Annotated in this window: 22 protein-coding genes; 14 read left to right on the top strand and 8 right to left on the bottom strand. The window is 62.7% G+C overall.

Annotated features, from left to right (window positions below; translation table 11 throughout):
• Window positions 1-144: 144 nt before the first annotated feature.
• The 3 genes from amaB to BGRAMDRAFT_RS05540 form a co-directional block, all read right to left on the bottom strand.
• A complete protein-coding gene (amaB, locus tag BGRAMDRAFT_RS05550; RefSeq protein WP_006047692.1) occupies window positions 145-1,644 on the bottom strand; it encodes an L-piperidine-6-carboxylate dehydrogenase in 1,500 nt (499 codons plus the stop codon).
• Between the two features lie 80 nt (window positions 1,645-1,724).
• Entirely contained in the window at window positions 1,725-4,760 is a 3,036-nt protein-coding gene (locus tag BGRAMDRAFT_RS05545; protein ID WP_006047691.1) for an FAD-binding and (Fe-S)-binding domain-containing protein, read from the bottom strand.
• Window positions 4,761-4,797: 37 nt separating this feature from the next.
• Window positions 4,798-5,826: a DUF1338 domain-containing protein gene (locus BGRAMDRAFT_RS05540; RefSeq protein ID WP_006047690.1), complete on the bottom strand. Its 1,029-nt coding sequence runs from the start codon at window positions 5,824-5,826 to the stop codon at window positions 4,798-4,800.
• A gap of 113 nt (window positions 5,827-5,939) precedes the next feature.
• Between BGRAMDRAFT_RS05540 and BGRAMDRAFT_RS05535 the strand changes: the two genes are divergently transcribed.
• Entirely contained in the window at window positions 5,940-6,845 is a 906-nt protein-coding gene (locus tag BGRAMDRAFT_RS05535) for a LysR family transcriptional regulator (RefSeq protein WP_006047689.1), read from the top strand.
• 25 nt (window positions 6,846-6,870) lie between these two features.
• Here the strand turns inward: BGRAMDRAFT_RS05535 and BGRAMDRAFT_RS34410 are convergent, their stop codons facing one another.
• Window positions 6,871-7,038 (bottom strand): hypothetical protein, encoded by a 168-nt coding sequence (locus BGRAMDRAFT_RS34410; protein WP_006047688.1) that lies wholly within the window; start codon window positions 7,036-7,038, stop codon window positions 6,871-6,873.
• Window positions 7,039-7,406: 368 nt separating this feature from the next.
• Between BGRAMDRAFT_RS34410 and BGRAMDRAFT_RS05530 the strand changes: the two genes are divergently transcribed.
• The 6 genes from BGRAMDRAFT_RS05530 (at window position 7,407) to BGRAMDRAFT_RS05505 (ending at window position 14,067) form a co-directional block, all read left to right on the top strand.
• Complete coding sequence (locus BGRAMDRAFT_RS05530; RefSeq protein ID WP_006047687.1) at window positions 7,407-7,655, top strand: hypothetical protein; 249 nt, start codon at window positions 7,407-7,409, stop codon at window positions 7,653-7,655.
• A 152-nt stretch (window positions 7,656-7,807) separates the two neighbouring features.
• Window positions 7,808-8,218, top strand: coding sequence for an RcnB family protein (locus BGRAMDRAFT_RS05525; protein ID WP_006047686.1), 411 nt, complete (start codon window positions 7,808-7,810; stop codon window positions 8,216-8,218).
• A 591-nt stretch (window positions 8,219-8,809) separates the two neighbouring features.
• A complete protein-coding gene (locus tag BGRAMDRAFT_RS05520) occupies window positions 8,810-11,128 on the top strand; it encodes a sigma-54-dependent transcriptional regulator (protein WP_006047685.1) in 2,319 nt (772 codons plus the stop codon).
• Complete coding sequence (locus BGRAMDRAFT_RS05515) at window positions 11,118-12,344, top strand: DUF917 domain-containing protein (protein WP_006047684.1); 1,227 nt, start codon at window positions 11,118-11,120, stop codon at window positions 12,342-12,344. The genes BGRAMDRAFT_RS05520 and BGRAMDRAFT_RS05515 overlap by 11 nt, the downstream gene beginning before the upstream one ends.
• Window positions 12,341-13,066 carry an aspartate/glutamate racemase family protein gene (locus BGRAMDRAFT_RS05510; protein WP_006047683.1) on the top strand — a complete coding sequence of 242 codons (726 nt, stop codon included), beginning with the start codon at window positions 12,341-12,343 and terminating at the stop codon, window positions 13,064-13,066. The genes BGRAMDRAFT_RS05515 and BGRAMDRAFT_RS05510 overlap by 4 nt, the downstream gene beginning before the upstream one ends.
• An 812-nt stretch (window positions 13,067-13,878) precedes the next feature.
• The gene (locus tag BGRAMDRAFT_RS05505; RefSeq protein WP_006047682.1) at window positions 13,879-14,067 is read left to right on the top strand and encodes a hypothetical protein; all 189 of its coding nucleotides are present in this window, start codon (window positions 13,879-13,881) and stop codon (window positions 14,065-14,067) included.
• Window positions 14,068-14,134: 67 nt separating this feature from the next.
• Here BGRAMDRAFT_RS05505 and BGRAMDRAFT_RS05500 read toward each other — a convergent pair whose 3' ends face one another.
• Window positions 14,135-14,545 (bottom strand): hypothetical protein, encoded by a 411-nt coding sequence (locus BGRAMDRAFT_RS05500; RefSeq protein WP_006047681.1) that lies wholly within the window; start codon window positions 14,543-14,545, stop codon window positions 14,135-14,137.
• Between the two features lie 217 nt (window positions 14,546-14,762).
• Between BGRAMDRAFT_RS05500 and BGRAMDRAFT_RS34895 the strand changes: the two genes are divergently transcribed.
• Window positions 14,763-14,939: a hypothetical protein gene (locus BGRAMDRAFT_RS34895; protein WP_006047680.1), complete on the top strand. Its 177-nt coding sequence runs from the start codon at window positions 14,763-14,765 to the stop codon at window positions 14,937-14,939.
• Window positions 14,940-14,950: 11 nt separating this feature from the next.
• Window positions 14,951-15,181: a hypothetical protein gene (locus BGRAMDRAFT_RS05495; protein ID WP_006047679.1), complete on the top strand. Its 231-nt coding sequence runs from the start codon at window positions 14,951-14,953 to the stop codon at window positions 15,179-15,181.
• A gap of 17 nt (window positions 15,182-15,198) precedes the next feature.
• Here BGRAMDRAFT_RS05495 and BGRAMDRAFT_RS05490 read toward each other — a convergent pair whose 3' ends face one another.
• A complete protein-coding gene (locus BGRAMDRAFT_RS05490) occupies window positions 15,199-17,268 on the bottom strand; it encodes a TonB-dependent receptor (protein ID WP_006047678.1) in 2,070 nt (689 codons plus the stop codon).
• A 291-nt stretch (window positions 17,269-17,559) separates the two neighbouring features.
• Window positions 17,560-18,210, bottom strand: a complete 651-nt coding sequence (locus BGRAMDRAFT_RS05485) for an FMN-dependent NADH-azoreductase (RefSeq protein ID WP_006047677.1) — start codon at window positions 18,208-18,210, stop codon at window positions 17,560-17,562.
• A 124-nt stretch (window positions 18,211-18,334) separates the two neighbouring features.
• Between BGRAMDRAFT_RS05485 and BGRAMDRAFT_RS05480 the strand changes: the two genes are divergently transcribed.
• A complete protein-coding gene (locus BGRAMDRAFT_RS05480) occupies window positions 18,335-19,243 on the top strand; it encodes a LysR substrate-binding domain-containing protein (RefSeq protein WP_006047676.1) in 909 nt (302 codons plus the stop codon).
• Window positions 19,244-19,270: 27 nt separating this feature from the next.
• Here the strand turns inward: BGRAMDRAFT_RS05480 and BGRAMDRAFT_RS05475 are convergent, their stop codons facing one another.
• Entirely contained in the window at window positions 19,271-20,167 is an 897-nt protein-coding gene (locus tag BGRAMDRAFT_RS05475) for a LysR family transcriptional regulator (protein WP_006047675.1), read from the bottom strand.
• Between the two features lie 219 nt (window positions 20,168-20,386).
• Between BGRAMDRAFT_RS05475 and sdhC the strand changes: the two genes are divergently transcribed.
• Genes sdhC through BGRAMDRAFT_RS05455 form a run of 4 tightly spaced genes read left to right on the top strand, consistent with a single transcriptional unit; the run spans window position 20,387 to window position 23,689 of the window.
• Complete coding sequence (gene sdhC, locus BGRAMDRAFT_RS05470) at window positions 20,387-20,803, top strand: succinate dehydrogenase, cytochrome b556 subunit (protein ID WP_006047674.1); 417 nt, start codon at window positions 20,387-20,389, stop codon at window positions 20,801-20,803.
• A gap of 2 nt (window positions 20,804-20,805) precedes the next feature.
• Window positions 20,806-21,174, top strand: coding sequence for a succinate dehydrogenase, hydrophobic membrane anchor protein (gene sdhD, locus BGRAMDRAFT_RS05465; protein ID WP_006047558.1), 369 nt, complete (start codon window positions 20,806-20,808; stop codon window positions 21,172-21,174).
• A 4-nt stretch (window positions 21,175-21,178) separates the two neighbouring features.
• Window positions 21,179-22,954: a succinate dehydrogenase flavoprotein subunit gene (gene sdhA, locus BGRAMDRAFT_RS05460; RefSeq protein ID WP_006047559.1), complete on the top strand. Its 1,776-nt coding sequence runs from the start codon at window positions 21,179-21,181 to the stop codon at window positions 22,952-22,954.
• A gap of 30 nt (window positions 22,955-22,984) precedes the next feature.
• A complete protein-coding gene (locus BGRAMDRAFT_RS05455; protein WP_006047560.1) occupies window positions 22,985-23,689 on the top strand; it encodes a succinate dehydrogenase iron-sulfur subunit in 705 nt (234 codons plus the stop codon).
• Window positions 23,690-23,780: the final 91 nt, after the last annotated feature.

The raw sequence follows: 23,780 nt of genomic DNA, 5'->3' as shown, positions 1-23,780 counted from the left end.
TGCTCCCGATTGCACACGGCGAGGCGATTTCAAAAAGCGCCAGCCGACGCAGAGTAATCGACCTTGCCCGACAGACCCGCAAAAGCGGGGCCGGCTTAAAAAAACGGCCGTCTCGCAACGGCCGTTATATGCAAGGAAACCCGCTTAACCGATATTGAAGTCGATGCCCTGGGCAAGCGGCAGTGCCGACGAATAGTTGACCGTGTTGGTCGCGCGGCGCATATACGCCTTCCACGAGTCGGAGCCCGATTCGCGCCCGCCGCCGGTTTCCTTTTCGCCGCCAAACGCGCCGCCGATTTCCGCGCCGCTCGGTCCGATGTTCACGTTCGCAATACCGCAGTCGCTGCCCGACGCCGACAGGAATCGCTCGGCTTCGCGCAGGTCTGTAGTGAACACGCACGAAGAAAGGCCGTGCACGGCTGCGTTATTGCCGTCGATCGCGTCGTTGAAGTCGCTGTACTTCAGCACGTAAAGAATCGGCGCGAAGGTTTCCTTCAGTACGATCGGCGTTTGCGAAGGCATCTCGACAATGGCGGGGCGCACATAGAACGCCTTCTCATTGCCGGCCACCGCGTGACGCTCGCCGCCGAATACCTTGCCGCCTTCGCTCTTCGCCTGTTCCAGCGCGGCCTGCATGCGGTTGAACGACTGCTCGTCGATCAACGGTCCCATCAGCACGCCCTGCTCCAGCGGATTGCCGATCACGACTTTGCTATAGAGCGTCTTCAGTCGCTCGACGGCCTTGTCGTACACGCTTTTGTGAACGAACAGGCGGCGCAGCGACGTACAGCGCTGACCTGCCGTGCCGACCGCCGAAAAGACGATGCCGCGCAGCGCCAGTTCCAGATCGGCGGTGCCCGAGACGATGCCTGCGTTATTGCCGCCGAGCTCGAGAATCGAGCGGCCGAAGCGGCGCGCCACTTCGACGCCGACCGTGCGGCCCATTTCCGTGCTGCCCGTCGCGCTGACGATATTCGAGCGCGGGTCCGCAACCAGTTTCGCGCCGACATCGCGGCCGCCATTGACGACGCGCGTCAGGCCTTCCGGCGCATCGCCGAATTCCTTCAACGCGTCTTGCAGGATTTTGTCGACGGCAAGCGCGGTGAGCGGCGTTTTCTCGGACGGCTTCCAGATCACCGCATTGCCGCACACGAGCGCAAGCGCCGCATTCCACGACCACACGGCCGCCGGAAAATTGAACGCGGAAATGACGGTGCACACGCCCATTGGATGCCACGTTTCAGCCATGCGATGCCCCGGACGCTCGGACGCGATGGTGAGGCCGTAAAGCTGACGCGACAGGCCGACCGCGAAGTCGCAGATGTCGATCATTTCCTGCACTTCACCGAGGCCTTCCTGAAGAATCTTGCCGGTCTCGAGCGTGATGATGCTGCCCAGAGCATGCTTCTGCTCGCGCAGTTTGTTGCCGAGCAGGCGCACCAACTCTCCGCGGCGGGGCGCGGGCACGCTGCGCCAGCTTGCATAAGCCTTCTGCGCGTTGGCCAGCGCGGCGTCGACGTCGGCAACCGTGTTGCTCGCGACGCGGCCGATGAGTTCGCCATTGATCGGCGAGTGAACAGCGATGTCGCCCGCTTCCGCGAGGTGGGAAATGCCGAGTTCGGAGAGAATTGTCGATGCTTTCACGATTGAGACCTCTTTGAATTTCCAATACGAAATTTTGGTACGTTCGGAAACTATACACGCCCCGGTTTTAGGCGGCAACACTAAGCGTGCGGCGTGGGTTGCGCGGCGTGCGCGGGCTGCGAGCCGTCATTTCTGATCGGAAATGGCGCCGTCTGCGGCATCGGTTCGAGCGCCTTCATGACCAACTGCGCGATATGCAGCGTTTGTCGGCCCGCTCCCTGCTCGATCTGCTCCCGACAACTAAAGCCGTTCGTCACGACAATCGCTTCAGCGTGAGCGTTGCGCACGAGCGGCAAGAGCTTGTCTTCGGCGATTTTCATCGACAGTTCGTAGTGGTCGGCACTGAAACCGAACGAGCCGGCCATGCCGCAACAGCCCGTGTCGAGCAGCGTCCAGCGCACGCCCAGTTTGTCGAGCAACTCCGTGTCGCCCTTCATGCCGAAGATCGACTTCTGATGGCAATGTCCATGCACGACGACATCCGCGTCGAGCTTCGGCCATTCGAAATCAGCACGCGCGACAAAGTCGGCGAACAGAAACGTCTGGTCCGACAGCCTCTTTGCAACAGGGTCGTCGGGAAGCTGCTTGAGTAGTTCGTCCTTGAAGATGGACAGGCATCCGGGTTCGAGTCCGACTACCGGCACACCGGCCTTGATGTCGTCGGCGAGTTCATTCACGGCGCTGCGGAGCAAAGTGCGCGCTTCGTCCAGCAGCCCATAGTCGTACAACGGCCGGCCGCAACAAAGACGCTTGCGCGGCAATACGACGTGATAGCCGATGCGCGTCAGCACCTCGAGCGCGGCCGTCGCGATCTCGGGCGAGAAGTGGTCGTTGAACGTGTCGACCCACAAAATGACCTTGCGCGCAGACTCGTTTGCCGCGGCGCTGCCAGGCTTCACGCGACGCGCCTCCATAGCGCGGAACGTGCGCGGTGCAAAGACCGGCAGATGCCGCTCGCGAGCCACGCCCGCGATCCACTTGCCGATATGAGCCAGCGGTTTCGCCGACGTCATCAAATTGGTCACGCGCGCAAAGCGGCTCGCAAGCGGCGCCCACTGACCGATGCGGCCCATGAACATCGCCTGACGCGGCCGACGATGCCGCTCGTAGTAATGCGACAGAAACTCGGCCTTGTACGAGGCCATGTCGGTATGCGTCGGACAATCGGATTTGCAGCCCTTGCACGCGAGGCAGGTGTCGAGCGCCTCTTTTACCTCGGTGCTGTTCCAGCCGTCCTCGATTACTTCGCCCTGAAGCATTTCCCAGAACAGATGCGCGCGGCCACGCGTCGAGAACTTCTCCTCGCGCGTCGCGCGAAAACTCGGGCACATCGTGCCGCCGTCGAGCGAACGGCACTTACCCATGCCGATGCAGCGTTCCACCGCGCGCTGCATGCCGTCGCCCTCGCGACTCGCGAACGTGAGCTTCGTTGTCAGCGTGACCGGCTTATAAGCGGGACCCATGCGAAGGTTTTCATCGGCGCGATACGCATGAACCACCTTGCCGGGATTCATGCGATTGAGCGGGTCCCAGATCGCCTTGAACTCCTGCATCGCCTGCAAGATTTCGGGCCCATACATGATGGGCAGAAACTCGGCCTTGGCCTGGCCGTCGCCATGTTCGCCCGACAGCGAGCCGCCGAAATCGACCACCAGTTGCGCCGCCTCGCGCAGAAAGCTTCGCCATTTGCCGACGCCTTCGGCGGTACGAATATCGAACGTGATGCGCGCATGCACGCAGCCGTCGCCGAAGTGACCATAGAGGCACGTCTCGTAACCGAAGCGGTCCACGAGCGCCTGAAACTTGCGCAGATAATCGCCGAGCCGCAGCGGATCGACTGCCGCATCTTCCCAGCCGACAACCGGGTCGGGCTTCGACGGATCGATCGACAAAGCGACCGCCGACGCGCCCGTCTCGCGTATCGACCAGATCTTCTGCTGCTTGTGCTTGTCTTCGACGACAAGCCCGCTGATGTCCGCGCCCGCCGCGCCCGATTTGAAGTACGCAGCCGCGTCGTTCGCTTGCGTGAGCGCGTCGGCAACCGTGTCCGAACCGAATTCGAGCACGACCCATGCGTCGCCGTCCGGCAACAGCGCGATTTCGTCGCTCTTTAAACCGCGCGCCTGCAAGCCGCGAATGATCGCGCGGTCGAGTCCTTCAATCGCGATCGGAGAAAAACGGTTGAAGTGCGGGACGGCATCGGCGGCGGTATAGATGTCGTTGAAACCGAGCACGAGCAGCACACGGCACGCCGGGCTATGCACGAGACGCACCTTCGCTTGCAACGTCACCGCACAGGTGCCCTCGGTGCCCACGAGCGCACGCGCGACGTTAAAGCCGTTTTCCGGCAGCAACTGATCGAGATTGAAGCCGGACACGCGGCGTCTGATTTGCGGAAACTCACCGCGGATGCGCTCGGCGTAGCGGTCGCGCAAGTCGCGCAACTTCGCGTAGATTTCGCCCTGGCGTCCGCCTGTCGCGATGATGTCGTCCAGTTCTGCGTCGCTGGTCGGGCCGACCCAGAAGCGCGCGCCGTCATACGTCGCGATCTCCAATGCCTCGATATTCTCGACGGTCTTGCCGCCCATTACCGAGTGTGCGCCGCATGAGTTGTTCGCGATCATTCCGCCGAGCGTGCAACGGCTGTGCGTGGCAGGGTCCGGCGCAAATGTGAGGCCGTGTTCCTCGGCCGCATCGCGCAGCGTGTCGCAAATCACGCCCGGCTCGACGATCGCCGTTCTGCCTTGCGGATCGACGCTGACGACGCGATTCACATACTTGCTCGTGTCGGCCACGACCGCGACGTTTACGCACTGCCCGTTTTGCGACGTGCCGCCGCCGCGCGTCAGAAACGGCACGTCGTTGCGGCGGCAGACTTCGAGTGCTGCGACGAGATCGTCCACGTCCGCGGGCACGACGACGCCCAACGGAATCTGCCGATAGTTCGACGCATCCGATGCATACAACGCTTTCGAGCCCGCGTCGAAGCGCACTTCGCCTCGCAGCGCGGCGCGCAGATCGGCCTGGACGTGTTCGAGCAGGCGCGTGCTTGCGACGAACGGTGCGGCCGGCAACGGCGCGGCGGGCTTTGATGCATTTGCGGGTGCGTCGCTCATCGCTCCCTCGACCGTTTCGTTCAGCGCATTATCCACTCTACTGCGCCGCGTTCGCGGTCATTTTGAAAATGCCTTGTGCGTTGCCGGCATCGAAACGCAGATCGGTCACCCAGCTACGCGACGCCTGATCGAACGTGCGCTTACGCGTGATGAACTCGTAGAACGAACCAGGAACATCGCGCGTGACGAGCTTGCCGCCGACGGACCTGAACTGACGCTCGACCGTATCGGCGCGATAGGCCGTCTGAAACACGCGGCCGGAGCGCGAACGCTCGACCTCCGGCTTCATCGGCCGGCCCTTGTTCTTCTCTTCGTCCGAAAGCGTGAAGACGTCTTCGACGCGATCCGTCGCGTGATTGAACGCATTGCCTTCGGTTGAAATCCATGCCATTTCCGCCGATTCGCGCAACAGCACTTCGTAGTCCGCCTCGTTCGGCACACCGTGCTGACGCGCGAACGCGCCGACAATCACCGGCAGCAGCTTGTGAGCCGCGTCCATAGGAAGCGAGCCTTCGCGCTCAAGCTCCCAAAGCTGCGAAACGGCGAGCGGCGTCAACGGATCTTTCGACGAACTCACCACATTCGTCACCGCCTGCTGGAATTCCGCGGAGAAGCGCTCGGGATGCAACTCGCTCACGAAGAACTGCGCGATTTCGTCCGGTGCATCTTCGTGCGCGTACGCGCGGCCGGTCATGCCCAGTTTGTCGAGCGGATAACGGCCATTCAGTTTGAAGCCAAGCGGCCGGAGGATGCGGGTAAACGCCGCCTCGCCCGGAGGCAATGCGCCGTTGTTGTCCCAACGCACCGTGCGCAATGCGCCGTGATCGAAGTAGACGGAACCGCCGTTCGCGATTGCCTCGTTCGTGTAAGCGCGGCCATTCGGCGAACGCTCGAGCAGATCTTCGAACAGCGCCATGTTCATGGCCTGGGCGAGTTCGGCTCGGGTGACCGTGCCGTCTTCCCAGTCGCTCAGTGCGGTTGGGAATGTCAGCGTCGCAAAGAGCGACTCCGTTTTTGCCGGACCCAGCAGCTTCAATAACAGGCGTTCAACGTTCGAATTGCGCATTGGTTTTTCTCTCACTACGGGCTAGCCCGACATACGTGAACCGCATTATTCAAACTGTTGCGCACCTCGTAAAGCGAGATTAAATTGTCACTTGATGACTTTTCGGAACTAACATGCGCAAGTTCAAGATTCCCAACATGAGTGCGCTGCTCGCCTTCGAAGCTGCCGCGCGGCACGAGAGCTTCACTCATGCGGCAAAGGAACTGTTCCTCACGGAGAGCGCGATCTCACGGCAGATCGCGACGCTCGAATCGAATCTCGGCGTGCGTCTTTTCGTTCGCTCGAAGCAGCGCGTGATGCTCACTCGCGCCGGACGTCTATATGGCACACAGGTGCGCCGCGCGCTGGAGAATCTGGATCGCGACACGCTGTCCATCATTGCGCACGGCAGCGGCGGCGGCTACCTCGAACTCGCGGTGCTTCCCACGTTCGCGTCGCAATGGCTGATTCCGCGAATGAAGGATTTCAACGACCGCAATCCGGACGTTCGAATCAACATGGGCATTCGCACCGACCTGTTCTCTTTCGAGGAGTCGCATTTCGAAGCCGCCATTCACTATGGCAAGCCGACGTGGCCGGGCACGTCGTCGGACTATCTGTTCGGCGAGGAAGTCGTGCCGGTGTGTGCGCCGTCGCTGCTTGCAAAGCGCATCCGCAAGCCGCACGAACTGCTGAATTATCCGCTGCTGCATTCCACCACGCGCCCCGATGCCTGGTCGCGCTGGTTCGCGAATCTCGGCGTCGAAGACAACGCCACGATGCAGGGCGTGCGCTACGAACTGCATTCGATGCTGATCAGCGCGGCCGCCGCAGGGCTCGGCATCGCGCTGGTGCCCAAATTTTTCGTCGACGAACAACTGACGCAGTTGGGTCTTGTCATTCCGTTCGCGGCCACGGCGGTCGAAGAATCCGCGTACTACCTGGTCTATCCAACCGAGCTCAGTCACGGCAAACCACTGGAACTGTTCAGGACATGGTTGCTCGAGGAAGCCGCCGCGTACAACGCGCAAAGCCGCTAGTGCGCGCGGACCGACTCCCTCACGATCAGCAGTTCCCCTTCTTCGCCTGTCCCGGCGGGCAGAAACCATTGCCCGGACCGCCCTGAGGATGGCCTTGCGGCACGACGACCACGCCCGGCGAATCGGGCACATAAAGCGCACAGCCGCTCAACAGCGCGGCGCTTGCGGCAAGCAGGTAAATGATTTTTTTCATGAGGTTCCCCGACGAAGGGCTTGCGCGACAAGCGGAAATTCAAGCACGCACGTCGGCGTTTTAAACACGGTTTTCATTGGCGATTCCTCCATCATCGTTGTTGTGCCCTGAAGGATATGGAAACTCTACGTAAAAGAGATCGGCCAATTTGAAACGGACGGTAACTTCGGCCGATTTGACATTCTTTGTCATAACGGGCGAGACTGGGACTCGCGGCTCGCATATCATGCTTTCTGAGTGAGCTAAAACGTAGCATCCGCGCTTTAGCGGCGTGGTTAATAGCCGATCGAATTGGTTATTTGCCGCATTTGGACTAAGGTTTAGTAGCTCTTGGTTACACAACAAGAACGAACGTTGCGAGGTGAGGCATGCACACGCTAATCGACCTGGAGATCGCGCATCTTGCGCGAGTCATGAGTGCATCAATGGCCGGAGATCTCGCGGGGCCCATTCTTCCGGCCGCCTACTGGCGCGAGCGGCTTCATCAACTGCTCGATTCCCAGCACCTGACCAATGCGCAATTGCGTTCTATCGACGTCCTTCTGCTCCAACTGGACGAACTTGAAGCGCAAAGCTCGAATAGCCACGCTCACGGCGTTGCAATCAGCACGAGCTAATAATCCACAATACGCCACAATAAAGCGCGCAAGTTTTCCAAAGGAATTGTGGGCGCGCGGCATTGTCCGTATCGCGGATGCCAACGCGGTGGTTCCGGCGCTTCGTTAACCCGTCGTTAGCCTTTAGCAAACGTTTTCACAGGAACGAACTAATGAACAAATCCCGTCTATTGCTCGTGTCGATGATGGCCGCGGGTATGCTCGCATCGCCGCTCGCGCTTGCACAGCCGCCGCACGACAACCCCGGCCACGGCGGAGATCACGGGCAGGGACCGAAGCACGGCAAGGGACCGAAGGGTCACGATAGCTACGACAGCCACGGCCATAAGCCGATGCCGCCGGGACACCGCCCCGAGGGTCCTGGCAACTCGGCGAACGCGCCCGGACATTGGCGCAAGGGTGATCGGCTGCCTCCCGAATACCGCGACCGTCAGTATGTTATCGACGACTGGCGCGGGTATCGGCTCGCGCCGCCGCCGCGCGGTTATTCGTGGGTCGGCATCGGCGGCGACTATCTGATGGTGCAGTTGTCCACCGGCGTGGTTCTGCGAGTCGGACCGTAAGCGGCAACATCGCACGGCGGCCGCCGCATGCGACCGTTCAACATCCCCTTGAGCGTGGCGATGAAACATCGCCCGCTCGTCACATTTCGGCGGCAGGCCCGACGCGGTTTAACGCAAACCGAAGCGTCGCAGTGACTGCTCAAACGCTCTCGCCTCGTACCTCGGCCACGCAAGCGGCTATCTTTGCGCAATTCCGTCCAGCTCCTAAAGAATCCTCGCCGCGCCGCCGTTATATCCGTCATGCATACAAGCCACGTTGGCGCGCTTGCAGCGAGCCGCTGTAACTCGCCCGATATGCATAGTTTCAGCTCGCGATCGAACACGCGCGGCATCGCTGCAGTGTCTTCGCGCGGCGCTTTGCGTCAGCGCCGCAAGACGTTGGGACGACACGCGCAAGTCCACCGGCACAAGGATTAATTTCGAAAGACAACATCGACAGCAAGCCGTCATACTCTGTCTCTCCTTGGGGCGGAACATTCCGACAGCGGAATCGGAAGTTTCGCCAGACACCAGATCGATGCATGACCGCCGTCGCTTGACGGCACTCTCCGCGTAGCGCCGCACGCGGATCATGTGGAGCGTACTTGTTAAATGAGTTATAGCCCTGTCGTTCCGTTCGCTCACGACAAAGCCGCATCCGGCTCCTTCGTGGGCGGCGCGCCGGCGTTTCGCCAACTGGTTCGAATGATCGATCGCGTCGCGCCCACCGATCATCCGCTGCTGATTTTCGGGCCGACCGGTTCCGGCAAGGAACTCGTGGCACGCCGTGTTCACGCGCACAGCCAGCGCCAGGATCAACCCTTCGTCGACGTCAATTGCGGCGCGATTCCCGAGCATCTCGTCGAAGCCGAACTATTCGGGCACGTCAAAGGCGCGTTCACCGGCGCGGGCGAAAATCGCCAGGGGCTGTTGCAGCAGGTCGGCAAAGGCACGCTGCTGCTCGATGAAATCGGCGAGTTGCCGCTCGCGCTCCAACCGAAACTGCTGCGCGTGCTGGAGACGCGCACTTTCCGTCCGCTTGGATCGACCACCAACCTTCACTTCGGCGGACGCGTGGTGGCCGCAACGCATCGCGACCTGCGCGAGCTCGCACGCGAGGGACTCTTTCGCGAGGATCTGTTCTACCGGCTCGCGGTGTTCGTCCTCGCAGTGCCCGGACTGGAACAGCGCGTCGAAGACATTCCCGCGCTCGTCAACCACTTCGCTTCACAGCACACGCGCCGCCTCGAGTTTTCTCCGACCGCGCTGCGGCGTCTTTCGCAACATCCGTGGCCGGGCCATATCCGGCAATTGCGCAATCTGATCAGTCAGTTGAGCGTGCTTGCCGAGACCACGCAGATCGACGTGGATACGCTCGAGCCGTTTCTCGCCAACGAGGCGAGCGGGCCGGTGTCGCGCGCGAGTCTCGCGGACATGCTGTTGCAACTCGAAGGCCGCGACAAGCTCGGCGCCGCTGAAGATTTGCTGATCGACCGCGCGCTCGAACGCACGAGCGGCAACAAGAGCGCGGCGGCGACATTGCTCGGCGTGGGCCGCAAGACCATCGAACGGCGTCTGAAGTCGCGCGAAGAACATCACCGCGAAGCGCGCAAATGCCTCGAACATGCGAGAGCGCTGATCGAGGAATCGAAATTCGCCGAAGCGATTCCACCGCTGCGCCGCTGCCTCGATGTGCTGCAGACACCGAATGAACAGGGCGCCGTGCGCCGCTTGCAGTTCGACGCATATCGCCTGCTTGGGATGAGTTTGCGCAGCGTGCACGGCTGGCTGTATGCGGAAGCCACCGCCTGCTACGCCGCGGCGCTCGCGATCGGCGAAGGCGTTTGCACGCCCGCGGAAATCGCCGCGATCCAGTTCGGCATCTGGACCACGCAGTTGACCACGCTCGAACTGAAGCAGGCGCGCGCGACCGCGCAGAACATGCTGGAGCGCGCGCAAAACGGCGGCGACCGCGTCTCGCTCGACGAAGCGCACGTCGCGATGACCAACACGCTGTTCTGGCTCGGCGACAGCGAGGAAGCGCTTGCCTGTCTCGCGCGCGGCAATCTGCTCGGCGTGGGACGCAACGACGTGCGCACCGGCTCGCAAGGCATCGACCTCGCGAGTCTGGCGCTGACTTTCGAAGGACTCGCCGCGTATCAGATCGGCGCCTTCGCGCAGGCACGCCGCGCGATGGAGATGCTGATTCTGCGCGCGTCGGAGCCCGGCGTGCACGCGCTCGCTCACGTCGTCAATCTGCAGGGCGCCGCGTGGCTCGCCGCGCTGTTCGACGACGTCGAGCGGCTCGGCCGGCTTGCGAGCGAACTGGAATCGGTGTCGATCGCGTACGGCTTTGCGTTCTATCGCGGCGTCGGCCAGGTGCTGCGTGCCTGTCATCTGAGCGCGCTCGGTCAAACCGACGAAGCGGAAACGATCATGCTCGACGGCTACGATAATCACGTCGTCTGCAATGGCGGCGCGCTGTTCTATTCGTTCAAGGCGTGGCATCACGGGGAATTGCTGCTGCGCGCTGGACGTGCAAAGGAATCCGAAGCAATGCTCGCAGCCGCGATCGATGAAACGCTCGCCCGTCAGGAGCGCGTCTATCTCGGCAAGCTGCTGGTCACGCGCGCACGCGCGCAGTGGGCGCTCGGCGATGTGAACGCGGCGGAACTGGGCCTGCGCACCGCGCTATCGACCGCGCTCGCGTTCGGCTCGGTGCCCGCGCGCGTGGACGCGGCGCACTACCTCGCGGATCTGCTGCGCTCGACTGATCGCGTGCCGGAAGCGATCGAGACGCTTGAGCGCGGCTTGCGTTCGTTGCCCGCGGACGCCACGCCGCGCGTCACGGGCGCGGCCAAACTGCTTGCCGAACTTCAGCAACAGAGTTCTTTCGATAACTACACTAAAGGAATCGTCAATGGCATTTGACCTACGCCGGGAAGATCTGGAGCCGCTGCTATTGGGCGCGGCTTTTTTCGGGAGTGGCGGGGGCGGCACGATCGAATCCGCGCGGCATCTGGCCGCGCATTTCGTCGCCGGCGACTACTACCCGAGCGACACAGTGAAGGTCGTGTCCGTTGAAGAAGCCACCGAGGGCGCGGCCGTCATGGTCGCCTATCTCGGCGCGCCCGAAGCGATCAATTCGGCGACCTATCCGCTGGGTCCGGTGACGGCCGTGCAGAATGTGCAGGCACGGCTTGGGTCGCAATCGACGAAACTCGCCTACGTCATGCCGCCGGAAAGCGGCGCGCTCGGCTTCACGGTCGCCGCGCTGGTGGCGGCAAAGCTCGGCCTCGCGGTGATCGACGCCGACGGCGCCGGCCGCGCGGTGCCTTCTTTGCCGATGCTCACTTTCGCCGCCGCGGAGATCGACCCGCGCCCGGCGTTCCTCGTGAGCCAGGGCGGCCTGTGCGTCGAACTCGACGTGACGCCGCGCAGCGGCAATGCGGGTGCGCCGACTCATCAGCGCGACGTGTCGGCGATTGTCGAGCAGATGATGCGCCCTGTTGTCGCCGATCCGGAATTCGGGCAGTTCGGCGGACTCGCAATGTGGGTCATGCAGCCGGCCGACATCGGCCGCGCGACGCCGATCCGCGGCACGCTGACACGCGCGCTCACACTCGGGCGCGCGTTGCACGCGGGACGAATCGGCAGTGCGCGGCAAATGACCGACTATCTCGTCGAATATTGCGGCCTTGCGGCGCGCGCTGTGTCGGAGCCGGGTGAACTGGTTTCCGCGGAAGTGGACACGAGCGGCGGCTTCGACGTCGGCAAGATCCGCATTCAGGCCGGGCAGCGTACCTACACGGTGATGTATCAGAACGAGTCGCTGCTCGTATGGGACAGCGAACGTCCGCAGCCGATCGTGCTCGCGCCCGATAGCGTCGCGTATTACGTCGGCGGGGAAGGTCAATCTGTGTTCAGCAATGGCGATCTCGTGAACGCCGACGGCTCGCTGAATCCGGCGATCGGCAAGCGTCCCGTGACGTTGATCGCCTGGCGCGCCGAAGCCGAACTGCGCAAGCCGGGGCTGATTCTCGACAGCTTCATGCAGTTGCTGAACTCGCTCAACTACCTCGGCCCGTATGTGCCGCTTGAAGCACTGCAGTCGCTGCAATCCGCGCGCAAGGGGGAGGCATCTTGAACTCGCCCATTCGCATCTGCGTGCTCGTGCCGGTCGCCACGTCGCAATACAACGAGCGCATCATGAAGGCCATCGCGCCGGTCGTGCCGCCGGACGTGCATGTCGAGATTCGCAACATCGCCGAAGGGCATCCCGACATCGAGAACCGCACTAACTGGCTGCAAAACGGCATGCCCGTGGTCGAGCTCGCGCAAGCCATCGCCAACGACGGCTTCGACGGCATCTGGCTGACCGACTTCGACATGTGCGGCGTGGAAGCCGCGCGTGAGGTGATCGACATTCCGATCATCGGCGGCTTTCCGGCTTCGGCGTTCACGGCGCTCGCGCTCAGCCAGCGCTTCTCGATCGTCACGATCCTGCAAAGCACGCTGGCGATGCAGCGCGCTCATCCGCAGACCTATGGCATCGAGGATACGTTCGCGTCGATCCGCGCGATCAATTGCCCGGTCGCGCAACTGGAGGATATCGACGTCGTCATCATCCGCACCTTCGAAGCCGCGCTGAAGGCGATCAAGGAGGACGGCGCGCAATCCATTCTGCTCGGCTGCACCGGTTTCGTGGACGTCGCGAGCCGCGTCTCACGAATGTTGAGCGACGAAATGGGCGGCTTCGTGCCGGTCATCGATCCGAATCAGGCGGGCTTCAGCTTCCTCGTCTCGCTGGTGCGCATGCAGTTGCGCCCGAGCCGGCTGACTTACAGCAAGGTCAGCCTGCAGTCGTAGGTCTCGCGTCTGCTTATTCCAGTTCTTTCCAGTTCGTTTCAGTTGGTCCGGCGCGGCGCTTCGTCGCCCCGCCGGATGTCCCCGCCGTGGCCGCTTTGTGGCCGCGTTCTGGCCGTTTTCGGCTTCGCTTTGCGTCCATCGCGCCCTCGCCTTTCGATCCTAACGGACGAAATCGCCGCTCCACGCCCCTTGCATGGCCACCTGGACGAAAACGTCCACTTTTAGGGCTGTACCTGGACGGGTTTGACCAGAATCATCGAGCGAATTTCGCCGATGCCCTACGCACAGCGGTATCGGCGAATGGCACGGTCATTGCTTATACAAATGCTCGTGGCCTTGAGCCCAAAGAAATGCCAACGAATTCGTCCGAAATGCAGGGCGCCTGAGAGACCAGACAAGATTGCGTCGCGCCGCCGCTAACCGAGCGATCGCCGCACATGATCGCGATGATTCGGTTAGTTATACGAACGAGTGTGATGCGCCAATTCCGCCGATAGCAAAAGGTTGTCGGCATCAGATTGAGAGAGGGCTGTGCTGTAGCAGTGACAGTGTCGAAACATCGCGAGGGCATGCTTCCACAGAGAAGCAGCTCGAGTTGCAACGCACTGAATGGCGGAAAATCTTTTGGCTATGTACCAGACGATCCGCTGCGGGGTTGGTCTGGCCGCCGTTGCCTGCGCCTGCGGGAGCAGCAACGGCGGCTCGTCCTTTGCAGTAGTCGCAAAGAGCAAGCTGCACGAGCAGTCCACGCAGCGTCAGACCGTTAGCGACGCCGCGAATAGACCAAGGCTGGCCACCCACGGGGGTTCACAATGCATCACCACATTCTGGAAAACGAGCTCCTTCACCTGGAGCGCGTGATCGCATGGGCATCGCAAAAGCCTTTTCCGCCGACCTATTGGCGTGACCGCATCGAACATCTGAAGAGCTCTCCCCAGGCGCCGATGTACCACAAGCGCCTCGATCGTCTGTCGCGTCTCGTCGCTGAGCTGAGCGAATAACCCGGCCTTCAGGCAAGCGTTCTTATCAGCATGTTGCCGGCGACGAAATGCGGCGCACTCTCGCCACTCACTCCTGGCACTGCACGTCCTTGCTCGGCACGACGATCAGCACAGGATACGTGCCGTGATCCAGGTCGACGCGCGCAACCACGGAGGTCAACGAGCTGTCGATCTGGTCGTACACGCTCACCTGTTCGCGGCGAAGCGTCGTAATGCCGGTACACGCGGACGCGCGGCCTTCGTCGGAGATCCGGCATTGAATCGGATGATCGGCGAGGTAGCGATACTGATCGCGCCCGGGCGTCGCAAGGTATTCGCGCACGCTCTGCTCCGAGCCGCCGACGCCTGTCACTTTTCCGATCGCACATTGCAGCGCGCCCGTCTCGCCGCTCGCGGGCGTTTGCGCGTTAGCGGCCGCACTCGCTGCGACGGCCGTCGCAAAGGTGAATGCCAAGGTCAATGCAAAGTGGTATCTCATCGCGCATGTTCGTCTGTCGGATTGAAGTGCTGAATTGTAAAGGCGCCGCGCGCATTGCGTTGCCGGCGTGGAATTTACAAGCCGTTGTAATAACTGAGAAAGCGCGATGCGCGGACGATGTCCGCGCGCTCGGCGGGCCGGTTGGCCGAGCGTCGGCATAGCCGATGCTGCGCATACGACAGCCTCACTTCAATCGCAGCACTGCAAGGAGCCACCGATGAGCGAAACACCCGCGCCCAACAAGCCCGATCCCCAGCAGTCCGAAGTCAGTCGCGGTACGCCGCCTGCCCGCACGCCCGAGTCGCTCCCGGAAACGGATCTCGAGCCGGACCAGCAGCCCGTGCGCGATATACCCGGCGTGGGTACGCCCGGCAGCCAGTCGCCTGCTCCGTGAGGCCGGTCTACATGGTCTATTGGTCGGAGACCATAGACGACGGCATCGTGCCGCGCTGCGCGTCGTTTCCCGCCGATGCGATGGCGGACGCGTTGGCGTTCACCGAAACGTTGCGACGCCGTCAGTCGCGCGGCGAGTCCGTGTCTTTCGTCACGCTGTGCTCGGAGAATCCGAATTCGGTGGGACGGCCGGGCGTCGCCGATCCGCCACCGGACTACGCGTGGAAAAAGCGCCGCGTTTGATCGAATCGACGCGCGGCTCAGAACCTCGTGCGCAGTCCGACCATCACGCTTCGGCCGCCCTCGGGCGCAATGTCCCGGACCACCGAGCTTGCATAGCGGATGTCCTGGTTCGTCAGGTTATCGCCGCGAAGATAGGCGAGCCAGTCCGTCGCGCCGACGTGGAACTTGTAGGTGACGAGCAAGCCGAGCTTCGTATAGCTGGCTGTCGGCAGATCGTTTTCGGGCACGCGGTGCTGTCCCCATGCGTGCTGCAGTTCGGCACGCGCGCCGAACGGCCCATAGCCGTAGTCGACCGCGAGCGTCGCGCGCAACGGCGAAATGCGCGGCAGCGGCTGATCGTTGTCCATGTTGCGCGCATGCGTGTAGTCGCCGGTGAGTTCCACGTCCACCTGATGCGCGCCCTTCTGAAACACGCGCCACTTGCCGTCGAGTTCGATGCCGTAGAACTCCGCCCGAACGCCGCGATAGACGGCTTCGTTCAACGCATCGTCGGTGCCGGGTGCGACGACCTGGTCGGAGTCGTCCACGAGGCGCCCTGTGTTGAACTCGGTCAGATAGTTCTTGAAGCGGCTGTAAAACACGCCGACGCTGCCCTTGTTCGGACCGCTCGCAAAACGCAGCGACAGGTCGGTCGACACGGCCTTTTCTTTCTGCGCATCCGGGTTGCCGATCAGATACTGACCGGTCGCGTCGTGCGGACCGTTTGCATACAGCTCATAGAGCGCCGGCGCGCGCTCGGTATAGGCGACATTGCCCGCCACGGACCAGAGCGACGTCAGCTTGTAGAGCGCGCCGAGCGACGCACTGACCGCATTGAAATCCCGGTCGTGAGCGCTTGCGAACTTGTCGTTGCCGGCTGCCGTCGGCTGCTGTTTGACGTGCTCGTAACGCGCGCCCGCGCTCAGCTTGAACGCGTCGGTCACGTTCCACTCTTCGAGGCCAAAGAGCGCGACGTTGGTTGTTTGCGTCGTCGGAACGAGCGCCTCGTCGCCTAACGCGGAAAACGTGTTCTGGCTGAGCTGAACGCCGATCGCGCCTTCGAACGGACCGATCTTGCGATGACGCGCCTCGATCCGCGCCTCGTAGCCGTGATTGCGGAACGTGGTGCTGGTCTCGCCGTTGTCGATCTCCTTGTGCTCGTAGTCCGTGTAGCCGAAATCGAACTTGAGCTGCGAGAACGGCCCGCGCAGATTGCGCACTTCCGACGCAAACGCGACGTGGTCCTGGTGCATGCGCAAACGCACGTCGTCTTCGGCGACCGAGCCGTAGTTCGCCTCGAAGCCGTTGTACGACAGGCCCGCGTAACCGTCGGCCCACGTATAGGCGCCGCCGAGCGCGCCGCCGTGCCAGCGGCCGTCGCTGTTGGGCAGGCTGCCGTAGGCCTCGTTGGCATCGGGACCGTCGAGCGCGCGCTGGCGGTCCGAGTGCGCGAAGCCGGGAATGCGCTCCTTGCTGGTCTCGCGATCGAACGCGTCGACGTGAAACGCGAAGCGCCCGTTGCCGCCTTCGACCTGGGCCGCGCCGGCGCGCGCATCGTTTGCGCCGCCGTAGCTGGCATCGACGCCGCCCGTCAGTCCGTTGATCGGCTCGCGCGGAATGCGGTTGTCGATCGTGTTCACCACGCCGCCGATCGCATTGCCGCCATACAGCAGCGCTGCCGGTCCGCGGACGATCTCGACGCGCTCGATCGTCAACGGCTCCTGCGGCACCGCGTGATCGTAGGACAGCGACGACGCATCCCACGCGGCCACGCCGTTTTGCAGAATGCGGATGCGGTCGCCATCCATGCCGCGGATGATGGGGCGCCCCACCATCGGTCCATACGTCGTGGTCGAGACGCCTGGCAAGCCGTTGAGCGTCTCGCCGAGCGAGTTCGTCTGTCGACGCGTCAGCGCGTCGCCGTACAGCGCGGTGGCCGGAGCGATCAGGTCGGTTTCGCCCAACGGATTCGCGGTGACGAAGACAGGCGCCAGCGAGCCGCCAGGCGCTTGCGTCGAATTCTGCGTGGGATTGACGTTGCCGGACTGCGCATGAGCCAACGCGGCGAGGAGCCCAAAGGAAAGCGGCGACAGCCGAAGCGCGCGCACGGAAGCGCGTGGAGGTTTTTTGTTCACGGTCTTTTCGAGAATTGTCTTTTTATGTCGGCCGTGCGTTTCCGTGAAATGTTATAACGTTTCACTAGAAAGACGCATTTCCGCCGGGCTCACACTGGGCGACCCGAACTATCGCCGATGCCGACAGGCCATCGCCCGACCGCGCCCAATGTCGGCGGAATGATATAACGTAACATTTATTACGTAAAGTGACGGAAGCTGCATGCACGCCGAACGAGCGTCGCCGGGACCGCTCAGCGACGCCTCATCAAAACGCGGCAAACCTCACTTCACAGCACACTCAGCCCGCGACCTCGCCAGCGCAACGGCCCGCTCGCAGGCAGCCTGCCGCGCCGCATGATCGACCTCGGGCCCCAACAGCGTCTTCTCGACGACGATAGATTCGACGTCCGTCACGCCCACCGAGCGCAACCAGGCTTCCATGAACGGCCGTTGATAATCGAACGAATGCGCGGGCGTGATGGAGTCGATCGAATAGTCGAGGCCGCGCGCGTAAATCACCACCGCGTTCTTGTCTTTGAGCAGCCCGTTGAGCCCTCGCTCGTCGAAAGAAAACAGCACGTTTCGTTGCGACACGACGTCGATAAAGTGCTTCAGCTTGTAGGGAATCGAGAAATTCCAGAGCGGCACCGAGAACAGCAGCGTGTCCGCGTCGTGCAACCGCTGCGCGAGTTGGCGGATCTGCGACCACGCTTTCTGCTGGCCGTCGGTGAACGGCGTGCCGCTGAGATCGGCATATTTGGCGTCGAGGGCATCGCCGTCGAATTCCGGCAGTTCGGTCGACCACAAATCGAGCACGTCGATTCGCGCGTCCCGATGAACCTCCCAGTAAGTGTCCAGATAAACGCGCGCCACTTCGAGCGACGCGGATCGCTTTTTACGCGGCGACGCTTCGACATGCAGCAGAGTCGGCATGAGATTGCTCCACACGGGTTAAGGTGCAGCCATCTCAACATAGTTCGACGCGAAATTTAAACGAAGTATAGTGAGCCGATTCAGTCGCAATCGCACTGAATCCCTGAACCGAGGAGTACGCGCCGTGTTCGATACCGTTTTGTTGCGTTCATTCGTGGCCGTCGTCAAGGAAGGCGGCTTCACGCACGCCGCCGCCCGCCTGAATCTGACGCAGTCCGCGGTGAGCGCGCACGTGCGGCGCCTCGAGAATCAGATCGGCCGCGAACTGCTCGCGCGCACCACACGCTCGGTCGCGCTCACCGCCGACGGCGAATTGCTGCTCGGCTACGCGCGCGCCATCCTCGCGCTCAATCAGGACGCGCAGGCGCAACTGTCGCGTGCGCCGAGCGAAGGCGAAGTCCGCGTCGGCCTGTCGGAAGACCTGTCGAACGTGCGGCTGATGAACGTCATGCAGGCGTTCGCCGTGCGCTACCCGCGCATCGCGTTCAGTGTGCGCGTCGGCATTCCCGCCGATCTGCTGGTCGCGATGGATCACGGCGAACTCGACGTCGTAATCGGCGGACGCTGCGACGGCGGCCGCCCAGGGCAAGTGCTGTGGCGCGAGCCGCTCGTGTGGGCGGGAGCGGAATGGTCTTCGCTGACGCACGGCGCGCCGGTGCCGCTCGCGCTGTTCCCCGAACCGTGCCCTTATCGCGAGGCCGCGCTCGCTGCGCTTGCGCGCGGCGGCGTCGAGTATCGGATCGCGCTCGTGGGCTCGAGCGTCGCAGGTCTGCGTGCCGCGGCGCAGGCCGGCTTCGCGGTGACGCCGATAGTTCACACGCAACTGGTGAACGGCTTGCGCGTGATGCCGCCGGATGCCGGTTTGCCCGCGCTGCCGGATGTCGAGTTCACGATGTTCGCGTCGGGGGCTTCCTCGCCAAAGATCGCCGACGAACTCGCCGGCGCGATCGTGGAGGCGTTCGCGCACAAAGCGGAGGCGATAGAAGCGCGGCGCCCGCGGGCCGCGACGTCTGCGGCCACGATTAGCGAATAGCCAGAGCCCAAGCAAAGCGCCGAACCCTCACGTAATCGACGCCCCCAACGCAAACGCCTTCTGAAGAAAATTCGCCGTCTTTGCCGGCGCGGCCTCCATCCGCGAAGCCAGCGACAGCCGGATCGAAATGGCGTTGCCGAGCACGTCGGTATAAGCGACGCCTTCCACGCGTATCTGACAGACGGAAGCCGGCACCAGCGACACCCCGAACTCCGCCGCCACCAGATTCACCACGGACGAAAGCTGCGGCGCCTGTTGCCCGGCGATCGGCTCGAATCCCGCCTCCCGGCACGCTCCGACGATGACGTCGTGCAGCGTCGGACTCGCCTCCCGCGGCAGCATCACGAACGGGTCGTCGGCCAGGGCGGACAGCGGGATTCTGCGTTTCTTCGCGAGACGATGCGTTGCCGGCAAGACAACCTTCATCGGCTCGATGGCGATGTGATGGAACTGCACGCCCGCCGGCGACTGGCTGCCAAGGCGCACGAAGGCGACATCCACGCGGCCGTCGCCGAGATAGGCAAGCAGTTGCGCGGTGTTGCCCTCGGCAAGCGTGAGCGTGACGTTCGGATAATCCTGCCGATAAGCGCGAATCAGCTTCGAGACGACCGGGTTGAACGCGGCGGAGCCCGTAAAGCCGATGTTGAATTGCCCGATTTCTCCGCGCCCCGCGCTCTGCGCCTTTTCGACCGCAAGACGCGTGTCGTGCAGGATGCGCTGTGCGTCGGCGGCGAAGGCCTCGCCCGCCTCGGTCAACACGACGCCGTGGCCGGTGCGGCGAAACAGCCGCACGCCGATTTCGTCTTCGAGCGCATGAATCTGCTGGCTGAGCGGCGGCTGGCCGATGCCCAGTCTTTCGGCCGCGCGCGTGACGTTGCGCTCCTCGGCGACCGCGAGAAAGTAGCGGATGTGACGCAGCTCCATGCGATATCTGTAAAAGCTATTTCAGTAAGACGCGATAGATATTGGACAGTATATCAGCGGTGCGACAAAATATCGCCATCGCGCAGTCCGCGTCCTATAAGTCTGTCCCGCAATACATGGGCTTTTATCTTCGACGATGAAGGCAGGACGAGCCGCTCTTCAGGGAGCGCGCGGCGGTATGCGCCGTTGTGTTTATCTAATGAAGCGAAGGGGTCTACTGTGGCTGACACATTAAAAAAACCGAGGCCGGAGTTCCGGAACATCGGTATCGGGCAGATATTGACGGCGTATCGCCTGCCTCTCGCGGGGCGCGTGTCGATTCTGCATCGACTGAGCGGCGGCCTGCTGTTCGTCGCGTTGCCGTTCCTGCTGTACCTCTTCGACCAGAGCCTGACTTCCGAGCTGAGCTTCGAAGTCTTCAAGGGCTTTCTCTCCAATATCATCGTCAAGCTCATCACGCTGGTGCTCGCGTGGGCCTACCTGTTCCATTTCTGCGCCGGCGTTCGCCACCTGCTGATGGACACCAACCATGAAGCCGTCACCAAAGAGAAAGGCAAGCAGACCTCGATCGTGGTGTTCGTGGTGTCGTCGCTGCTGACCATCGTGTTCGCGCTCAAACTCTTCGGAGCATTCTAAACATGGCAGCCAATAACCGAATCGGCTCGAAGCGTCTGGTCGTCGGCGCCCACTACGGTCTGCGCGACTGGCTCGCGCAACGCATCACCGCCTGCGTGATGGCGCTTTACACGGTGATCCTGCTCGCGTGGTTCTTCGGCGCGCGCGACTTCTCCTACGAAGGCTGGGCGTCGATCTTCGCGACGCAATGGATGAAGCTCGCGACCTTCGTCACGCTGCTCTCGCTCTTCTATCACGCGTGGGTCGGCATCCGCGACATCTGGATGGACTATGTGAAGCCCGTGGGCGTGCGTCTGCTGCTGCAGGCGCTGACGATCGTCTGGCTGCTCGCGTGTGCGGGCTACGCCGCGCAGATTCTCTGGAGAGTGTAAAAGCATGGCTGCAATCAAGAATGCCCTGCCGCGTCGCAAGTTCGACGTGGTTATCGTCGGCGCGGGCGGCTCGGGAATGCGCGCGTCGCTGCAACTGGCGCGCGCGGGTCTGTCGGTGTGCGTGCTCTCGAAAGTGTTCCCCACGCGCTCGCATACGGTCGCCGCGCAAGGCGGCATCGGCGCGTCGCTCGGCAACATGAGCGAGGACAACTGGCACTACCACTTCTACGACACGATCAAGGGCTCCGACTGGCTCGGCGACCAGGACGCGATCGAGTTCATGTGCCGCGAAGCACCGAACGCCGTGTACGAACTCGAACACTTCGGCATGCCGTTCGACCGCAACGCCGACGGTACGATCTACCAGCGTCCATTCGGCGGCCACACCGCAAACTATGGCGAGAAGCCCGTGCAGCGCGCGTGCGCCGCGGCTGACCGCACCGGTCACGCGCTGCTGCATACGCTGTATCAGCAGAACGTTGCAGCGAAGACGCAGTTCTTCGTCGAATGGATGGCGCTCGATCTGATCCGCGACGCCGACGGCGACGTGCTCGGCGTGACCGCGCTCGAAATGGAAACGGGCGACGTCTACATCCTCGAAGGCAAGACCACGCTGTTCGCCACGGGCGGCGCGGGCCGCATCTTCGCGGCATCGACGAATGCGTTCATCAATACCGGCGACGGCCTCGGCATGGCCGCGCGCTCGGGCATCGCGCTGCAGGACATGGAGTTCTGGCAGTTCCACCCGACGGGTGTGGCGGGCGCGGGCGTGCTGATCACCGAAGGCGTGCGCGGCGAAGGCGGCATTCTGCGTAACTCGGACGGCGAGCGCTTCATGGAGCGTTACGCGCCGACGCTGAAGGATCTCGCGCCGCGCGACTTCGTTTCGCGCTCGATGGACCAGGAAATCAAGGAAGGCCGCGGCGTCGGTCCGAACAAGGACCACGTGCTGCTGGACCTGTCGCACATCGGCGCGGAGACGATCATGAAGCGTCTGCCGTCGATCCGCGAAATCGCGCTGAAGTTCGCCAACGTCGACTGCATCAAGGAACCGATCCCCGTTGTGCCGACCATTCACTACCAGATGGGCGGCATTCCGACGAACATCCACGGTCAGGTGGTCGGCACGGCGCGCGGTCACGAGGAGCCGGTGAACGGCTTCTACGCGGTCGGCGAATGCTCGTGCGTGTCGGTGCACGGCGCGAACCGCCTGGGCACGAACTCGCTGCTCGACCTGGTGGTGTTTGGCCGCGCGGCGGGCAATCACATCGTCAAGCATGTGAAGGAAATCAAGGACCACAAGCCGCTGCCGGCGGACGCTGCTGACTTCGCGCTGTCGCGTCTGGCGAAGCTGGAGAGCTCGTCGTCGGGCGAGTATGCGCAGTCGGTGGCGAACGACATCCGCGGCACGATGCAGAAACATGCGGGCGTGTTCCGCACGTCGGCGCTGCTGTCCGAAGGCGTCGAGGCGATCCGCGAAGTGGCGGCGCGTGTGGAGAATATCCACCTGAAGGACAAGTCGAAGGTGTTCAACACCGCGCGCGTCGAGGCGCTGGAAGTGGCGAACCTGATCGAAGTCGCGCGCGCGACGATGGTCTCGGCCGAGGCACGCAAGGAAAGCCGCGGCGCGCATGCGCAGAACGACTTCGAGCATCGCGACGACGAAAACTGGCTGCGCCATACGTTGTGGTTCAGCGAGGGCGACCGCCTCGACTACAAGCCGGTGCACATGCAGCCGCTGACGGTTGAATCGGTGCCGCCCAAGGCGCGGACCTTCTAAGGCACACGCACAAGTCAAAGGACCCACAATATGGCCAAGCGTACATTTGAAATCTACCGCTACGATCCGGACAGGGACGCGGCGCCGCGCATGCAGACGTACGAGATCGAGATCGACTCGCACGAGCGCATGCTGCTCGACGCGCTGGTGAAACTGAAGGCGCTCGACGAAACGCTGTCGTTCCGCCGTTCGTGCCGCGAAGGCGTGTGCGGCTCGGACGCGATGAACATCAACGGCAAGAACGGTCTGGCGTGTCTGACGAACCTGAACGATCTGCCGCAGAAGATCGTGCTGCGTCCGCTGCCGGGACTGCCGGTGGTGCGCGACCTGATCTGCGACTTCACGCAGTTCTTCAACCAGTATCACTCGATCAAGCCGTACCTGATCAACGACACGCCGCCGCCGGAGAAGGAGCGTCTGCAGTCGCCGGAAGAGCGCGACGAGCTGGATGGTCTGTATGAGTGCATTCTGTGCGCGAGCTGCTCGACGTCGTGCCCGAGCTTCTGGTGGAATCCGGACAAGTTCGTGGGTCCCGCGGGTCTGTTGCAGGCTTATCGGTTTATCGCGGATAGCCGTGATGAGGCGACGGGCGAGCGTTTGGATAACCTCGAAGATCCGTACCGTCTGTTCCGTTGCCACACGATCATGAACTGCGTCGACGTCTGCCCGAAGGGGCTCAACCCGACGAAGGCGATTGGCAAGATCAAGGAATTGATGGTTCGCCGCACTGTCTGACACGCACACATCGACGCACGCATCGCTGCGTTGGCTGGAGTCCTGTTCCGGGACTCCAGCATCTTCATTCTTCCCTATGACGTCGCTCGAT

The organism is Paraburkholderia graminis C4D1M (genome assembly GCF_000172415.1).
Taxonomy (GTDB): Bacteria; Pseudomonadota; Gammaproteobacteria; order Burkholderiales; family Burkholderiaceae; genus Paraburkholderia; species Paraburkholderia graminis.
The sequence above is the reverse complement of the archived record's forward strand: the minus strand, read 5'-3'. Positions and strand labels throughout refer to the sequence as shown.

Coding starts and splice junctions, on each gene's coding strand:
- BGRAMDRAFT_RS05545 (WP_006047691.1), bottom strand. CDS start 4,760: ATGAGCGACGCACCCGCAAATGCATCAAAGCCCGCCGCGCCGTTGCCG.
- BGRAMDRAFT_RS05540 (WP_006047690.1), bottom strand. CDS start 5,826: ATGCGCAATTCGAACGTTGAACGCCTGTTATTGAAGCTGCTGGGTCCG.
- BGRAMDRAFT_RS05535 (WP_006047689.1), top strand. CDS start 5,940: ATGCGCAAGTTCAAGATTCCCAACATGAGTGCGCTGCTCGCCTTCGAA.
- BGRAMDRAFT_RS34410 (WP_006047688.1), bottom strand. CDS start 7,038: ATGAAAAAAATCATTTACCTGCTTGCCGCAAGCGCCGCGCTGTTGAGC.
- BGRAMDRAFT_RS05530 (WP_006047687.1), top strand. CDS start 7,407: ATGCACACGCTAATCGACCTGGAGATCGCGCATCTTGCGCGAGTCATG.
- BGRAMDRAFT_RS05525 (WP_006047686.1), top strand. CDS start 7,808: ATGAACAAATCCCGTCTATTGCTCGTGTCGATGATGGCCGCGGGTATG.
- BGRAMDRAFT_RS05520 (WP_006047685.1), top strand. CDS start 8,810: ATGAGTTATAGCCCTGTCGTTCCGTTCGCTCACGACAAAGCCGCATCC.
- BGRAMDRAFT_RS05515 (WP_006047684.1), top strand. CDS start 11,118: ATGGCATTTGACCTACGCCGGGAAGATCTGGAGCCGCTGCTATTGGGC.
- BGRAMDRAFT_RS05505 (WP_006047682.1), top strand. CDS start 13,879: ATGCATCACCACATTCTGGAAAACGAGCTCCTTCACCTGGAGCGCGTG.
- BGRAMDRAFT_RS05500 (WP_006047681.1), bottom strand. CDS start 14,545: ATGAGATACCACTTTGCATTGACCTTGGCATTCACCTTTGCGACGGCC.
- BGRAMDRAFT_RS34895 (WP_006047680.1), top strand. CDS start 14,763: ATGAGCGAAACACCCGCGCCCAACAAGCCCGATCCCCAGCAGTCCGAA.
- BGRAMDRAFT_RS05495 (WP_006047679.1), top strand. CDS start 14,951: ATGGTCTATTGGTCGGAGACCATAGACGACGGCATCGTGCCGCGCTGC.
- BGRAMDRAFT_RS05485 (WP_006047677.1), bottom strand. CDS start 18,210: ATGCCGACTCTGCTGCATGTCGAAGCGTCGCCGCGTAAAAAGCGATCC.
- BGRAMDRAFT_RS05475 (WP_006047675.1), bottom strand. CDS start 20,167: ATGGAGCTGCGTCACATCCGCTACTTTCTCGCGGTCGCCGAGGAGCGC.
- sdhD (WP_006047558.1), top strand. CDS start 20,806: ATGGCAGCCAATAACCGAATCGGCTCGAAGCGTCTGGTCGTCGGCGCC.
- sdhA (WP_006047559.1), top strand. CDS start 21,179: ATGGCTGCAATCAAGAATGCCCTGCCGCGTCGCAAGTTCGACGTGGTT.
- BGRAMDRAFT_RS05455 (WP_006047560.1), top strand. CDS start 22,985: ATGGCCAAGCGTACATTTGAAATCTACCGCTACGATCCGGACAGGGAC.